This window comes from Mesorhizobium sp. WSM3868 (genome assembly GCF_002294785.1).
In the GTDB taxonomy this organism is placed as follows: domain Bacteria; phylum Pseudomonadota; class Alphaproteobacteria; order Rhizobiales; family Rhizobiaceae; genus Mesorhizobium.
On the sequence record NZ_NSGB01000015.1, the window covers coordinates 82,833 to 96,889 of the forward strand.

The window sequence follows — 14,057 nt, forward strand, 5'->3', positions numbered from 1 at the left end:
ACTTCGCCATGGTCGATGCGGTGTCGCGTCCGCATCTGGGCGAAGTTCAGGCGCTTTCGGCCCTGGCCTGTGCTTGAGGCCTTCCAGCAACGAACACCGAACAGGGCTCCAAACGTCTGGGCCGTGTGGCCTAGCCAATTTTCTTAATTAACGTCGCTTAAATCTGAGGTTCATTCCAGGGCGGGATTGAATGCGATCAGAAGCAGGTCTGACTGATTTATTCGGTGCAGGATCGCGCCGCTTAACGATCTTTCTACGCGCTTTGATCGTACTGAAGATCGCGTTGTTGTTCGCCTTGGCTTGGAATTGCCGATTCGTCATGGACGAATTTGGTCAGCTTGGATACGCGAAGCATTTGTTTAATGGCCTGTTCGCCACCGTGCAGCCAAGCAAGGCGGTCGGTTCCACCGCCTTTTACAAGCTGGCTCACCTGATCGGTTGGGATGCCACGTCCATTCTGCTTGTCGGTCGTATGCAGACCGCGTTGCTGGCATGCGCGACCATTGCTTTGGTCTACGCCTGCGCTCGCGCGCTTGGGGAGGATCGGGTTCGTGCCTTGGCCATTGTCCTCGTCCTCTTGTGCTTCTCGAATTTCATGGAGCGCATCTTTCGCACTATCGCCGAACCGCTGGCGGTGTTCTTCGCCGTAGGGGCGCTGCTGGTCGTGCTACGGGCCCGTGAATTGAGGGGATGGCAGCTTGTCGCTGCCGGCGCCTTGAGCGGCCTGTCGTTTCTCGCAACGCAGAAATCAATCTACTTCAACCTTGCGCTAGGCCTTGGCCTGGTCGCCGACGCGGCTTTGATGAGACGCTACCTGGCAGGCATGGTCCGCGGGGCATGGCTCGTGCTGGGATGGACTCTCCCTATAATCGCATATTGCTTCATCTTCGGCGGCGCCGACCCTGTTCCCATCGCCAAGAGCCTGGTGTTCGGCCCTCTTGAGGTCGCAACGCGCGGCGGCGGTGACTACGGGGGGCTGAGGCGCTTCGTGGTTCAGACGCTCGCGCGCAATTATGTTCTTTACGTCTTCTGTTTCGCCGGCATGGCTCTGTCTCTGATACAGATCATGAAGCTCGACGAGCGGAGGCGAATTGCGCTGATCTTCTCTGTCGTCATCACGGTGCTGGTCTTCGCGCATGACCAGCCGTGGCCCTACGTGTTCATTATGGCGTTGCCGTTCATGTCGCTATGGTCGCTGACGATGCTCGACGGCCTCGCAGCCCGCGCGCGTTATCTGCGCCTGGCGTGGATAGCCTTGGTCACGGCGATGGCCATAAGCTTCGTTGCCAATTTGCTTAACTTTCGCTTCGACAATACCGCCCAACTTGAGCTGGTGGCGCGCGCGGAGTCACTGCTTGCACCCGATGAGCGGTACTTCGACGGCATAGGAATGTTGCCCAATCGAATGGAGCCGACAACTTTGTGGCTCGACAAACACTACGTGCTCGCCACCTTGCAGGAAAGCGGGCGTTCCGAGGCTTACAATGTGCTTAGCAAGTCTCCCCCGAAGCTGATCCTGTGGTCCTACCGGATGGACTATATCTATCCGGTAGTCGCGCCCCTGATCTTGAACAGCTATGTCCGTGTGGCGCCAAACCTCAGGATCGCTGGTTTCCGCCTGCAGCCCGGTGAGCGGAAGATCTTTGATGTTCCTATTGCTGGAACTTATGCGCTCTACAGCGCCGATGGAACGCCTTTGCGGGGCCGGGTCGAAATCGACGGCACCGTGCTTGATCCGCCATTTCACCTTGCGACCGGGCCAAAGACCGTAACATTGCGCAACAGTGCGGGCGAAGCCCTGTTGCTGCCAGCGGGCTCTTACGCCGGACATTTCAAGGCCGGCGGCGACAACGATCTTCTATTTGATGGCGTCTACGATTGAGCGACGCGGCGAGTGATGACGGTCCCGCCGACGCCAGCCACCGTGTCGGGTCGCAGGCAACCAATCGGGCATCTGACCTCACAGCTAGGAGGTCGCGACTTCGGCAGGCTGAGGCGCCTTGCGCTGCAGGTTGAGCAGATTGCCGGTCAGGATCAGCAAGGCGCCGCCGGCGGTGAAGACATCGATCTGCTCGTTGTAAAGCAGCCATCCGATGAGCGCAGACAGCGGCACGCGCAGGAAGTCCATCGGCGAAATGACGGTCGCATCGGCGTGGCTGAGCGCGCGGGCCATGCAGAAATGGGAGGACATGCCGGTAAAGGCGACCACCAATATCGACGGCCACAGTTCGACTGCCGGGTTGCGCCAGACATAGAGCGCCGGGACGAGGCCGACCACCGACTGAATGATCAGCATCCAGAAGATGATGCGTACGACGCTGTCGGTTTGTGTCAGCGACTTGACCATGACCACCGAGACGCCGAAGCACATTGCGGCTCCCAGCACGACGAGATGCCCGGGATCGACCGAGCCGACGCCGGGACGTACGATGATCACCACGCCGATCAGCCCCAGCACGATTGCCGTCAGCCTGGGCCGCGACAGCCTTTCGCCGAGAAAGCTCACCGCCAGGATCGCCGTCCAGATCGGGGTCGTGAACTCGATCGAGATCAGCACGGCCAGCGGAATCAAGGTCAGCGCATAGAGCCAGGCGGCCTGGCCGGCATAATGGACGACGTTGCGGGCAATGTGGGCGAGCGGGCGCTGGGTGCGCATCGCCCTAAAGCCGCCGCCCGTCAGCACCAGCGGCAGCAGGATGAAGAAGCCGATCACCGAGCGCAACTCCAGCACCTGGAAGACATTGAGCGCGGCCGTCGCGGTGCGGCCGGCGACCGACATCGCCAGGAACGAGGCGATCGACAGCGCCATCCAGAGCGCGGCCTTGGTGATAGAGGGAGCGGGTGCCATTGGCGCTATGTCGCAAGACCGTCGTTGTGCCGCAATCGGTAGTCGCGGCATTCGACTGGGCCAGACGGCCGCATTCCGGCTCAGCTTCCGGCGAGCGACAGTGCGCGGGCGCGCTCGCGCAGCAGCTCAAGCAACTGGTTGCGACGCGGCTCCGGCGTATCGACCGGCAGCACAAAGCAAAGCGTCGTGTTGATGGCGCCGTGGCTGTCGCGGATGGGAGCCGCCATGCACCAGGTGAAGCGGTCGGCGAGCGCCGAGGTCTCGCTGAAGCCCTGCCGGCGAGCCAGGTCGACATCCGCGAAGAATTCGTCGGGAGCAATGACCCGGCCGTCGGGGAGTTCGTAGTCGGCGGCAGGAATGAAATCCTTGAGTTCCGTCTCCTGCATATGGCCGACCAGCAGCCGCCCCGACGCCGTCCAGGGGATCGGCACCTCGACGCCGACATCGCTCGAGATGCGGAAAGGGCCGGGAGAATCCCGGCAATCGAGAACGACATATTTGTTGCCGCGCAGACCACAGAGCTGAACGGTCTCGCCGGTCTCGGCCGCCATCCTGTCCAGCGTTTCAAGGATGCGGCGATAGTGTGCGTTGTGATGCGAGTACGCCCATCCGAACAAGTGCATCGCCCGCCCGAAATAGACGTAGCCCTCGGACCCGACATTTTCGAGCATCTCGGCTTCGAGCAGGCTGTTGACGATCTCATAGGTCGTCGAACGGGGTGCGTTGATCATCTTTGCGATGTCGCCGATGCGCATCGGCGCGCGATGCTTCAGCAGGGCCTCGAGCAGCATGATGACGCGGTCGATGCCGCGGCGGCGCTCGCCGGGCTGTGGTTGTGCCCCGGCGCCTGCCTCGATCAAACCAGTTGCGCCTTCGCTCATGCCAGCCGCCCAAAAATCATTTTCGGCTCTCGTCTCAAGACGCTTGAAAGATGTCAAGGCTCAGTCTAGCATCCCGTTTGTCCGATATACAGACATGTTGTCTGGAATATCGGACAAACTAACGAGCCGGGCAGAAGAAGTCCAGACGACGAACGAGTGGTTTCCGCGACGCGGCGACCGCGGTGTTTCGCCGTCCCGACTCCGCACGTCCGGACAAGAGCTACAGAAGGGGAACCGTCATGAAGAAGTCATCGTTTTTCGCATCCGCCAGCGCCCTTTGCCTCGGTCTCGTCCTGGCCGTCGGTGTCGCCTCGCAGGCCGATGCGGCCGCGAAGTGCATCAAGGGCGACCGCAAGGCGCCGTATACGATCGGCTGGGCCAACATCTATTCCGTGCCGACCTGGATGAAGCAGACCCAGGGCACGATCGAAGCCGAGGTCGAGGCGCTCAAGAAGCAGGGGCTGGTCGACAAGCTGGTCGTGACCGACGCCCAGGGCGACGCCAATGTGCAGATCCAGCAGATCCAGTCGATGATCGATTCCAATGTCGACGCCATCATCCTGATCGCCGGTTCCTCGACCGCTCCGGCGCGTGTGATCGCGGATGCCTGCGCTAAGGGCATCGCGATCATCAACTTCGACAGCCTGGTCGATACCGACCAGGTGACGGCCAAGGTCAACACGGATTCCTCGCAGTGGGGCGACCAGGCTGCGAAGTTCCTGATCGACGCCATCGGCGGCAAGGGCAAGATCCTCATCCTCAACGGCCCGGCCGGCGTTTCGGTCAGCGACGACCGTCGCAAGGGCGCCGATGCCGAGCTCAAGGCCCATCCCGACGTGAAAATCCTCGCCGAGACCAACACGCCGTACAATGTCGCGCCGGCCCAGGAGGCCGTCACCAGCCTGCTGTTCGCCAATCCCGAGATCGACGGCATCCTGTCGCTCGGCGGCGCGCTCTCGGCCGGTGCGGTGCTCGCGCTCGACAAGCAGGGCCGCGACCAGGTGCCGATCACCGGCGAGAATGCGCGCCAGTTCCTCGAGCTGTGGAAGGAAAAGGGCCTGAAGAGCTGGGCGACCATGCAGCCGAACTGGCTCGGCGCCTTTGCCACCTACACCGCGGTCCAGGCGCTGGAGGGCAACGACGTGCCGGCCTTCGTCAAGATTCCGCTGCCGGTCATCGACAATTCCAACATCGATCAATACCTCGCCCGGGCGAAAGATTTCCCGGCTGACGGTTACATCTATTCGCCCTACGATGAGGAGCTGTTCAAGAAGCTGCTGGCGCAGAAGTAGGCCGGAAAGGTCGCAGCATTGACCATGGCTCCGCTCCTTGCCGCGCGGGGGGTGTCGAAGGCGTTCTTCGGCAACCCCGTCCTGCGCGACGTCTCCATCGCTCTCCAGCCGGGCCGCGTGCATGCGCTGCTCGGCGAGAACGGCGCCGGAAAGTCGACCTTGATCAACCTCCTGTCGGGCGCCTTGCGCCCGGACAGCGGGACCATCGAGGTCGATGGGCGTGCCGTGGCACGCATGACGCCAGCGCTCGCGCGGCAGGCCGGCATCGCCGTCGTGCAGCAAGAGCTCAGCCTGACGGCCAGCCTTTCGATAGCCGAGAACATCGGCATTGGCGCCTATCCCAAGCGCTTCGGGCTAGTCGATTACAAGGAGCTTGCCGCGCGGGCGAAGGCGGCATGCAAACTCGTCGGCCTCGACGAGCCGTTGTCGACACCGGTTGGGAATCTATCCCTCGGGCGACGGCAGATGGTGGAGATCGCCAAGGCTCTCTATCGCCGGCCGCGCGTGCTCATCCTCGACGAGCCGACCTCGTCGCTCTCGGCGACGGAAACGAAAATCCTCACCGACCTGTTGGGACGGTTGCGTGGAGAAGGCGTCGCCATTCTCTACATCTCGCACCGGCTCAACGAGGTGATGGCGCTCTGCCAGCATGTGACCGTGCTGAAGGACGGCACCTGCACGGCCGACCGGTCGCTGGAGGGAACCGACGCGGCTGGATTGGTGCGCCTGATGGTCGGCCGCGACCCCGGCGACCTCTTTCCGAAATGGCAGCCTTCGGGATCGCCCGGCGCCGCCATCTCGGTCCGCGGCTTCTCGGCCGGCCTGATGCACGACGTCGACCTCGACATCGGGACCGGCGAGGTGCTGGGCATAGGCGGCCTGGTCGGTCAGGGGCAGGAGGATCTGCTGCTCGGTCTTTATGGGGCCATCCCGGCGAGGACGGTTTCGGCGACGGTAAACGGCGTGTCGGGCCTGCCGGGCAATGTGCCGAAAGCCAACGCGCTGGAGCTCGCCTATGTGCCAGCCGACCGTAAGCGCGAGGGCCTCCACCTTATTCATCCGATCATCACCAACATGATGTTGCCTTCCCTCGCGAGGCTTCCGTCGTTGAAGCTGCGCAGCCGCAAGGCTGAACGCCAGAAGGGAAGGGATCTCGCCGCCCAGCTTTCCATCAAGGGCGACCTGCAGCGTCCGGCGCAGGCCTTGTCGGGCGGTAATCAGCAGAAGGTCGCACTGGCGAAGTGGATGCCGCACGATCCCCTGGTGCTGCTGCTCAACGATCCGACGCGTGGCGTCGATGTCGAGACCAAGCGCGAAATCTATCTAATGCTTCGCGCCTTCGCCGCCGCTGGCAAGGCGGTCGTGCTGCTCAGTTCCGATACGCCGGAACTGGTGCATCTATGCGACCGCGTCGCGGTGGTTCGTGAAGGCCGCGTCGTCAGGATGATCGAGCGTGCCGCGCTGAGCGAGGAAGTTATCGTGTCGGCGGCGATGGGTGCAGAGAGGCGGAAGGTGGCGGCATGAGCATCATTCCGTACGCGAGAGCCGACGGCGCGCTCTACTGGCAGGTGCAGGCGCGCCGCAACATAGGCGTTCGCAGCCTCTTCCTGGTGGTGCTGGCGTTTCTCATCGCCTATGCCGTGCTTTTTCCGGGCCTGTTCACGGTCTCCGGCTTCGCCAAGTTCACCCAGAGCTGGTTCCCGCTGGCGCTGGTGGCGATGGCGCAGGCGATCCTCATGCTCACCGGCGGCATCAGCCTTGCGATCGGCGCGACCGTCAGCCTCGGCGCGGTCATTGCCGCGACCACCATGGGCGGACCGCTGGGCATCGCCGGCGGCGCGGCCGCCGTGGCGCTTGCCGGGCTCGGCATTGGCGCCGCGACCGGCTTCATCGTGGTCAGGCTGCGCCTGCCGGCGATCGTGGTGACGCTCGCCGGCTCGTTCATCATCGGTGGCGCCGCACTGCTGATCCTGCCGAGGCCTGGCGGCTCCATCCCGGCTTGGCTGTCCGACCTGCTTGCCGGCGACACGCCAGCGGCGTTCGTGCTGCTGGTGGTGGTCGTCCTGCTATGGAAGCTCTATCTCGCCACGCCGCTTGGATTGAGCCTCTATGCCGCCGGCGAGAATCCGGTCGGGGCTTACCGTTCCGGTGTGCCGGTCGACGCGGCGCGTGTGGCCGCCTATGCGATCAGCGGCCTCTTGTCGACCGGCGCCGGGCTGTTCGTCGCCGCGCAAACGGGGTCTGGCGATCCGGTCATCGGCACGGCCTTCACGCTCAATTCCATTGCCGCTGCCGTGCTTGGCGGCATTGGCTTTCTCGGCGGGCAGGGCACCATGCGCGGCGCGCTCGCCGGCAGCCTGCTGCTCAGCCTGATGATCAGCGTGATGTTCTTCCTCGGCTTCACCCCGGTAGCGCAGTATGTCGCGCAAGGGCTGATCATCATCGGCGCGGTCGCCATCCCGCAATTCCGCAAGGTGCAGCAATGACAGCGTGGACCGACAGCCCCGGCGGCAGACGCGCCAAGGCGATCCTCACCAGCCGACCGTTCCTCACCCTTGCCATCGTCGTCGCAGTCTGGATCGCGGCGAGCATCGCATCGCGCGGCTTCGGCGCCTACGGACATCTGCGCTACCTGGTAGAACTTGGCGCGGTGATCGGCCTCGTGGCGGCCGGGCAGACCTTCGTGGTGATCGCCGGCGGGATCGATCTCTCGGTGGCAGCGATCGTCACCGTCAGCGCCATCAGCCTGCCGCTGCTGTCATGGCAGGCCGATCCGACCGGCCTTGCCTCCGTGCTCGCGGTGGTTGCGCTGACCACAGCTATCGGCGTGGTCAACGGGTTAGGGGTGGCGCTGCTGCGCGTCCATCCGATGATCATGACGCTGGCCATGGCGACATTCCTGCAGGGTCTGCTGATCATCATTGCCGGCGGCAGTGCCGTCACCGCCGAGAACCCGCTGGTTCATTGGCTTGGCAATGCGCGGCCGGCCGGCATCCCGGCCGGCATCCTGCTATGGATCGCGGTTTCCGTGCTCGTGCTGACACTGATGCATGCAACGCCTTTCGGCGCCCGCATCTTCGCCATGGGCGCCAATCCGCTTGCGGCTTCGTTATCGGGCGTGCCGATCATTTCCACGACATTGGCTGTCTACGGCATCAGCGGATTCACGGCGGGGCTCGCGGGCGTGCTCGTGCTCGGCATGAACGGGCAGGGCTATGTCGGGATCGGCGATCCTTATCTGCTCGCCTCGATCGCCGCAGTGGTGCTTGGCGGCACCTCGATCCTCGGCGGGCTCGGCACCTATGCCGGCACCATCCCGGGAGCCATCCTGCTGGTGACGATCACTGCGCTGATCACCGTGGTCAATGCATCGCCCGGCTGGCGCAGCATCCTGTTCGGTTCGTTGATCCTCGGGCTGCTGCTGCTCTCAGGCAGGGAGCAAGCCCGGCGATGACCCGGCGTCCAGGCGGTAGATGCGAGCGGCGTTGCCAAAGAACAGCGCCGCCTGCTCATCCCGGGAAAGATCGGCGGTGATGACCTTGAAGCTGTCATATACCTCATCGAACGAGGCGTGCAGGCCGGCGACCGGGAAGTCGGAGCCGAACATGGCGCGCTTCATGCCGAAGCAGTCGATGCAATGCAGAACGATCGGCCGCAGACTTTCGAGCGTCCAGTCATGATCGTAAGCGACCAGGTCGGATATCTTGATGGCGACGTTGTCGCGCTCGGCCAGCAGGCGCAGCCCGTCTCGCCATCTCTGCAAGCCTTCGGGATCACGGTCGATCGGGCTGCCGCAATGGTTGAGGACGAATTGCTGGTCGGGAAAGGCCGCGGCGAGGTGCGCTGCCTCGGCCAGTTGGCGTGGAAACACCATCAGGTCGAAGGAGAGCCCGTACCGGGCGAGCGAGCCAAGGCCGGCGCGCCAGGCGGGATCGTCCATTATGCCGTCGCGAGCGGCGAAGCGCCGGGCGGGATCAGGGTCCCAGCTCAGAATGTCGCGTATGCCGATGACGCGGTCGAACGCGGCCTGCGCCTCGATCAACTCCGCCGCGTTGTGGCTCGCCAACGGCACATGGACGACGTAGCGCGCCGCTACGCCGCACGACTTGTCGAGCGTCTCGAGCCAGCGGGTCTCGCCGACGCTGTCGTCGCTCGCCCAGCCGGCTTCGACATGGACGCTGGCGACGACATTGTGCCGGGCGGCGTCGCGCAGATAATCCTCGGGCAGATAGTTGCGGCGCAAGGCATCAAGCTCGCCGAGGCCGCCGCGTTCGCCGGCAGAGGCGGTCAGCCAGGGATGGCGGCCGAGGCTGAGATCCCAGAGATGGTGATGGGCGTCGATGATGGGTCCGGAGTAGGGATTTGGCACGCGGTTCCCTCAGGCCTTGGCCGGCAATCGGTTGAGCCATTGTTCGGCGACGGAAGGGTTAGCATCGGATGAGCGAGAACACACCGGCCCAATTGCTTGTCGTGCATGAAAATTTCATGCTCGACGATCGTTTCCGTGGCGTGCCCCCCGGCACGTCCGGATTGGATTCCAGCCTGGCCGGACAGCAAGGCTGGCATCCGGCCGATGGCCGCATGTCGCTGCCGCTGCTCACCCTTGACGAAGCGGCCTTCGCCTCAAATCGCGACTTGTTCCTGCGTTATGCGCGCGAGCAGGGCGCTGCGGTCGCGCCGCATGCCAAGACGCCGATGGCGCCGGATCTCGCCCATTCGCTGGTCAAGGCCGGTGCCTGGGGCACGACGGTCGCCGATATAAGGCAGGCAACGGTGATGCTGAAGGCGGGTCTCTCGAGACTGATCATTGCCAACGAGGTCGGCGGCGCCGGTGGTGCAGGCCGGCTCGCGAAACTGACTGGCGCGTGGCCGGATGCCGAGCTCTATGTCTTCGCCGACTCGGTCGCGGCCGTGCGGGCACTGGCGGATGCGTGGCGGGCAGCTGCCGATCTCCCGCCGTTGCGTGTCCTGGTCGAGCTCGGCGCGGCGAGGGCGGGCGCACGAACCACGGCCGAGGCCGAGGCAATCGCCGATGCCGTCGCTGCGACCGGCGGACGGCTGCGCATTGCCGGCGTTGGCACCTATGAAGGCGCCGCCGCTCAGCCTGATCCGCTGCGCACCGATGAAGCGGTCTCTGCGCTGCTGGCATCGGTGGGCGACATGTTCCTCAGGCTCCGCGCTCGCCTCGGCGGCGAGGCTCCCCTGGTCGTGACGGCCGGCGGGTCGGTCTTCTTCGACAGGGTGGTGGCGGCGCTTTCGCCGCTGGTCGAACAGGACGGCAAGGCGACGCTGGTGCTGCGCAGCGGTGCCATCTTCTTCCACGACCACGGCGTCTATGACCGATCGCTTGGCGCGGTCGACAGCCGCAGCGGTTTCGAGCTCGGCGGCGCCACCGCCTCGGCGCGCAATTCTTTCCGTCCGGTCCTGCGTGTCTGGGCCGAAGTGCTTTCGCGGCCGGAACCTGATCTCGCCATTTGCGGCATGGGCGTGCGCGACGTCTCCTTCGATCAGGGTTTTCCCAAGCCGCTCAGGGCGTATCGTTCGGGCGAGCCGCTGCCGGCTTCACCTGAGAAATCGCAGGTAATCAAGCTCAACGATCAGCATGCCTTCCTGGCTCTCCAGCCTGGCGACGACATCGCGGTCGGCGACGTCATCGAATTCGGCATTTCGCATCCCTGCACCTGCCTCGACCGCTATCGCGTTCTTTTCGGCGTGGATGCGACCGGTCGTGTGGCCCATGCCATTCCGACCTATTTCGGCTGACCAGGCCTCCAAAAAGAACTCGAAAGGATCCGAGATGATCAAATACTTCCAGTCCGGCTCTCGCATGTCGCAGGCGGTGGTGTATGGCGGCATGGTGCATATAGCCGGCCAGGTCGCCAACGACCGCAAGGGGGGCATCGAAGCGCAGACCAGCGATGTTCTGGCCAAAGTCGAGGCGCTGCTGCATGAGGTCGGCAGCAGCAAGTCGAAGCTCGTGGCGGTCAACATCTTCCTGCCGCAGATCGGCGATTTCGACGCGATGAACAAGATCTACGATGCCTGGGTGGATCCCGAGCGCCTGCCGGCACGCGCCTGCGTCGAAGCGCGTCTGGCCGACCCGGACCTGCGCATCGAGGTCACCGCGGTCGCGGCCGTCTGAGACGACAGCATGCATACCGGCCTCGTCCACACGCTCGATTTCGACCGCGAAGGCAAAACGCTCGGCTATCTCAGCATTCCGTTCTCGGTCGACCGCTCACCCTATTTCCAGGTCAAGGTACCGATCTGCACCATTCGCAACGGGGAGGGTCCCTCACTGCTGCTGATGGCTGGCAACCACGGCGACGAGTATGAGGGCGAGCTGTCGCTGGCCAAGCTGATCCGCCGGCTCGATCCGGCCGCCATCAGCGGTCGCATCACAATCCTGCCGATGGCGAATGCGCCGGCGGTTATGGCCGCCAAGCGCTGCTCGCCGCTGGACGGCGGCAACCTCAACCGGGCGTTCCCGGGCGATCCGTCGGGCACGCCGACCAGTCGGCTCGCCCATTTCCTGGAAACGGAACTGTTTCCGCGTCACGATGTCGTCTTCGACATCCATTCGGGCGGCACCTCGATGGAGCATCTGCCGACGGCGCTGGTCGAGCGCAATGCCGATTCCGAGCGCCATCGGCGGGGTGTCGAGCTAATGCGCGCGCTCGTGATGCCGTTCGGCTTCGTCGCAGACAACGGCCAGGCCTCGCCGACCTCGATGGGTGCCGCGCGCCGGGCGGGCGCCATCGGCGTCAGCGGCGAATTCGGCGGCGGCGGAACCGCTACCGTCGATTCGATGACGCTTACCGCTCGCGCGCTCGATCGCCTGATGGTCGATCTGGGCGTGGTCGCGGCGCCGGTGCTCACATCGGACGCAGAGCCGGCGAAGCCGACGCGGTTGCTTTCGCTGTCGAGGCACAGCCAGGGCATCTACTCGACGCGGCGCGGCTGGTTCGAGCCTGCGGTCCGCCTCGGCGACAGCGTCAGTGCTGGCCAACTGGCGGGATGGTATCACGATCTCGAACGGCTGGAGCTTGCCGAGGAGGCGCTGCGTTTCTCCGAAGGCGGCATTGTGCTGTCGCGCCGGCTGCACACCATGTGCGAGGCGGGCGACTGCCTGATGCAAGTGGCCGAGCCGGTCGAAGGCTGACGCCGGCCCGGAAGGGACGAAGAACCGAGGATGAGCATGCAGCTTTCGATGTGGACCTATCCCTGGGACATTCAGGATCTCGGCCTGGAGACGGTCGAGCGCGATATTGTCCAGCGCGCCGGCCTCAACATGATCAGCCTGGCCACCTCCTATCATGCCGGTCGCTTCCTGCAGCCGCGCAGCCCACGGCGGAAAGCCTATTTTCCAGAGGATGGCACCATCTATTTCAAGCCGTCAGCGGCGCGATGGGCCGACCTCGCCATCCAGCCCAAGGTCGCGGATGTGATCAGCGAAGGCGGCGACGTGCTTGGCCAACTCGTCCGCCGGCGGGAACAGGGCGGCCCCGGGGTCTCTTGCTGGACGGTGTGCCTGCACAACACCCGCCTCGGCATGCTTCACCTCGAGGCGGTCACACGCAACGCGTTCGGCGATCCCAACTATTACAATCTCTGTCCCTCGCATCCCGATGCGCGCGCCTATATCCGGGCGCTGGTTGCGGACATCTCGCACGGCTACAAGCCGGACAGGATCGAACTCGAAAGCCCTTCCTTCATGGGATTTGCCCATGAATACCATCACGAGAAGGACGGCGTCGGCCTGACGCCCGAGGAGGATTTCCTGCTGTCGCTGTGCTTCTGTCCGTCCTGTGTCGATCGCGCGGCTAAAGCCGGGGTCAACGCCGAACGGGCGCGAGCGCTCGTCCGGCAATGGATCGTCGAGACCTGCGAGCGCGCAGTGCCGGAGCGGCGCTTCCCCGGTTTTCCAGCGAGCGGACTCGAGGTTTTCGGGCCGTGGCCGGAGCTACACGCCTATCTGGTCTGGCGCTTCGAGCCGGTGACCAGTCTGGTCGCCGAGTTGCGCGAGGTGGCGCATCCGGCCACCAAGGTCCTCATCATCGACCTCAAGGAAGGCTGGCTGGGCGGCTGCGATCTGGCGGCTGTCGGCAAGGTCTGCGACGGGGCGATCCTGTGCGCCTATGACATGCAGGCCGAGGATGTCGCAAGCCTGGTGACGGACGGCCGCGCCGCGCTCGGCGCCGGCAAATTTCTCGGCACCGGCTACCGGCTTTTCTACCCGGAAATGGCGGGTCCGCAGTTGCTAGCGGCGAAGGTCAGCCCGGCGCGGAAAACTGATGTCGATGGCATCAATTTCTATAATTACGGGCTGGTGCCGGCAGCGCGGCTGGATTGGGTGAAGGCCGCGCTCTCGGCCTGAGCCGCCGCCGGCTTAAAATACCCTCACGGCAACCGGCCTTGTTGCAAAACGGTCATATCGGCAGGGGAACCTGCCAAGATCGCTTGCGTTCCTGAGTCTGTTTGCGCCTTCCGAAGCCAGGAGGCGTGTTTCGGCTCCAACGGGGGAGAATTTCGATGAGACCAGTGGTTCCGCTCGTTCTCGCCGGCTGCCTGATGACTGCCGCAAGCGCCTACGCCGACGATGCAGATTTCCTGCGCTCGTTCCAGGGCAGCTTCGCCGGCAACGGCACCTTCAAGGTGAGCGCGAATGCGCCGACGGTGAATATCTCCTGCGACTTCAAATCCGGCGCTACCTCGACCTCGCTGTCGCTCGACGGCAAATGCCGCGGGCTGATCTTAATGACGCGGGAGATCAGCGCGGATCTGAAGGCCACCGGCAGGGGCTATAGCGGCGTCTATATCGGCTCGCGTACCGGGCCGGCGCAATTGAACGGCAGCCGCTCGGGCAACGCGCTCAATCTCGGCATCCGTTGGGCAAAGGAGGTCAATGGCGACCGCAAAGCGCAGTTGACCGTCGAAAAGACCGGCAGCGACAGCATGCGGCTGACAGTGACCGACACGGATCCGAAGACCGGCAAGACCATGGTGACGAGCCGGATCGACCTGCAGCGCACCTGA

General features: G+C 64.3%; 13 protein-coding genes. 10 read left to right on the top strand and 3 right to left on the bottom strand.

What is annotated here, in order from left to right; all coding sequences use genetic code 11:
- The first annotated feature begins 190 nt into the window (after positions 1 to 190).
- Complete coding sequence (locus CK221_RS22085) at positions 191 to 1,882, top strand: hypothetical protein (protein ID WP_143749088.1); 1,692 nt, start codon at positions 191 to 193, stop codon at positions 1,880 to 1,882.
- Between the two features lie 84 nt (positions 1,883 to 1,966).
- Here CK221_RS22085 and CK221_RS22090 read toward each other — a convergent pair whose 3' ends face one another.
- Together CK221_RS22090 and CK221_RS22095 are read right to left on the bottom strand one after the other, a co-directional pair.
- Positions 1,967 to 2,848, bottom strand: coding sequence for a DMT family transporter (locus CK221_RS22090; RefSeq protein WP_095779255.1), 882 nt, complete (start codon positions 2,846 to 2,848; stop codon positions 1,967 to 1,969).
- Between the two features lie 80 nt (positions 2,849 to 2,928).
- Positions 2,929 to 3,729 (bottom strand): IclR family transcriptional regulator, encoded by an 801-nt coding sequence (locus CK221_RS22095; RefSeq protein ID WP_067000259.1) that lies wholly within the window; start codon positions 3,727 to 3,729, stop codon positions 2,929 to 2,931.
- Between the two features lie 239 nt (positions 3,730 to 3,968).
- Here CK221_RS22095 and CK221_RS22100 point away from each other — a divergent pair, with 239 nt between their 5' ends.
- From CK221_RS22100 to CK221_RS22115, 4 genes are read left to right on the top strand one after another with little or no spacing between them, the layout of a single operon-like run.
- Positions 3,969 to 5,021, top strand: coding sequence for an ABC transporter substrate-binding protein (locus tag CK221_RS22100; protein WP_095779256.1), 1,053 nt, complete (start codon positions 3,969 to 3,971; stop codon positions 5,019 to 5,021).
- Positions 5,022 to 5,045: 24 nt separating this feature from the next.
- On the top strand, positions 5,046 to 6,545 hold the full coding sequence (locus CK221_RS22105; protein ID WP_095779257.1) for a sugar ABC transporter ATP-binding protein: 1,500 nt from the start codon (positions 5,046 to 5,048) through the stop codon (positions 6,543 to 6,545).
- A complete protein-coding gene (locus tag CK221_RS22110; protein WP_095779258.1) occupies positions 6,542 to 7,507 on the top strand; it encodes an ABC transporter permease in 966 nt (321 codons plus the stop codon). Before CK221_RS22105 ends, CK221_RS22110 begins: the two co-directional genes overlap by 4 nt.
- Positions 7,504 to 8,475, top strand: coding sequence for an ABC transporter permease (locus CK221_RS22115; RefSeq protein WP_095779259.1), 972 nt, complete (start codon positions 7,504 to 7,506; stop codon positions 8,473 to 8,475). The genes CK221_RS22110 and CK221_RS22115 overlap by 4 nt, the downstream gene beginning before the upstream one ends.
- On the opposite strand, the gene CK221_RS22120 is transcribed toward CK221_RS22115, so the two are convergent.
- Entirely contained in the window at positions 8,449 to 9,390 is a 942-nt protein-coding gene (locus tag CK221_RS22120; RefSeq protein ID WP_095779260.1) for an amidohydrolase family protein, read from the bottom strand. The two genes, CK221_RS22115 and CK221_RS22120, sit on opposite strands and share 27 nt — an antisense overlap.
- A gap of 68 nt (positions 9,391 to 9,458) precedes the next feature.
- Here CK221_RS22120 and CK221_RS22125 point away from each other — a divergent pair, with 68 nt between their 5' ends.
- From CK221_RS22125 to CK221_RS22145, 5 genes are all read left to right on the top strand, one after another.
- The gene (locus CK221_RS22125; protein ID WP_095779261.1) at positions 9,459 to 10,784 is read left to right on the top strand and encodes an alanine racemase; all 1,326 of its coding nucleotides are present in this window, start codon (positions 9,459 to 9,461) and stop codon (positions 10,782 to 10,784) included.
- 34 nt (positions 10,785 to 10,818) lie between these two features.
- On the top strand, positions 10,819 to 11,163 hold the full coding sequence (locus CK221_RS22130; RefSeq protein ID WP_095779262.1) for a RidA family protein: 345 nt from the start codon (positions 10,819 to 10,821) through the stop codon (positions 11,161 to 11,163).
- 9 nt (positions 11,164 to 11,172) lie between these two features.
- Positions 11,173 to 12,183, top strand: a complete 1,011-nt coding sequence (locus tag CK221_RS22135; RefSeq protein WP_095779263.1) for a succinylglutamate desuccinylase/aspartoacylase family protein — start codon at positions 11,173 to 11,175, stop codon at positions 12,181 to 12,183.
- Between the two features lie 36 nt (positions 12,184 to 12,219).
- Complete coding sequence (locus tag CK221_RS22140; RefSeq protein ID WP_095779264.1) at positions 12,220 to 13,398, top strand: hypothetical protein; 1,179 nt, start codon at positions 12,220 to 12,222, stop codon at positions 13,396 to 13,398.
- 155 nt (positions 13,399 to 13,553) lie between these two features.
- Positions 13,554 to 14,057, top strand: a complete 504-nt coding sequence (locus CK221_RS22145) for a hypothetical protein (RefSeq protein WP_067000288.1) — start codon at positions 13,554 to 13,556, stop codon at positions 14,055 to 14,057.

Excerpts from the sequence above, each read along its gene's own strand:
- CK221_RS22085 (WP_143749088.1), top strand. The coding sequence starts at position 191 with ATGCGATCAGAAGCAGGTCTGACTGATTTATTCGGTGCAGGATCGCGC.
- CK221_RS22125 (WP_095779261.1), top strand. The coding sequence starts at position 9,459 with ATGAGCGAGAACACACCGGCCCAATTGCTTGTCGTGCATGAAAATTTC.
- CK221_RS22090 (WP_095779255.1), bottom strand. The coding sequence starts at position 2,848 with ATGGCACCCGCTCCCTCTATCACCAAGGCCGCGCTCTGGATGGCGCTG.
- CK221_RS22135 (WP_095779263.1), top strand. The coding sequence starts at position 11,173 with ATGCATACCGGCCTCGTCCACACGCTCGATTTCGACCGCGAAGGCAAA.
- CK221_RS22095 (WP_067000259.1), bottom strand. The coding sequence starts at position 3,729 with ATGAGCGAAGGCGCAACTGGTTTGATCGAGGCAGGCGCCGGGGCACAA.
- CK221_RS22100 (WP_095779256.1), top strand. The coding sequence starts at position 3,969 with ATGAAGAAGTCATCGTTTTTCGCATCCGCCAGCGCCCTTTGCCTCGGT.
- CK221_RS22145 (WP_067000288.1), top strand. The coding sequence starts at position 13,554 with ATGAGACCAGTGGTTCCGCTCGTTCTCGCCGGCTGCCTGATGACTGCC.
- CK221_RS22110 (WP_095779258.1), top strand. The coding sequence starts at position 6,542 with ATGAGCATCATTCCGTACGCGAGAGCCGACGGCGCGCTCTACTGGCAG.
- CK221_RS22105 (WP_095779257.1), top strand. The coding sequence starts at position 5,046 with ATGGCTCCGCTCCTTGCCGCGCGGGGGGTGTCGAAGGCGTTCTTCGGC.
- CK221_RS22115 (WP_095779259.1), top strand. The coding sequence starts at position 7,504 with ATGACAGCGTGGACCGACAGCCCCGGCGGCAGACGCGCCAAGGCGATC.
- CK221_RS22130 (WP_095779262.1), top strand. The coding sequence starts at position 10,819 with ATGATCAAATACTTCCAGTCCGGCTCTCGCATGTCGCAGGCGGTGGTG.
- CK221_RS22140 (WP_095779264.1), top strand. The coding sequence starts at position 12,220 with ATGCAGCTTTCGATGTGGACCTATCCCTGGGACATTCAGGATCTCGGC.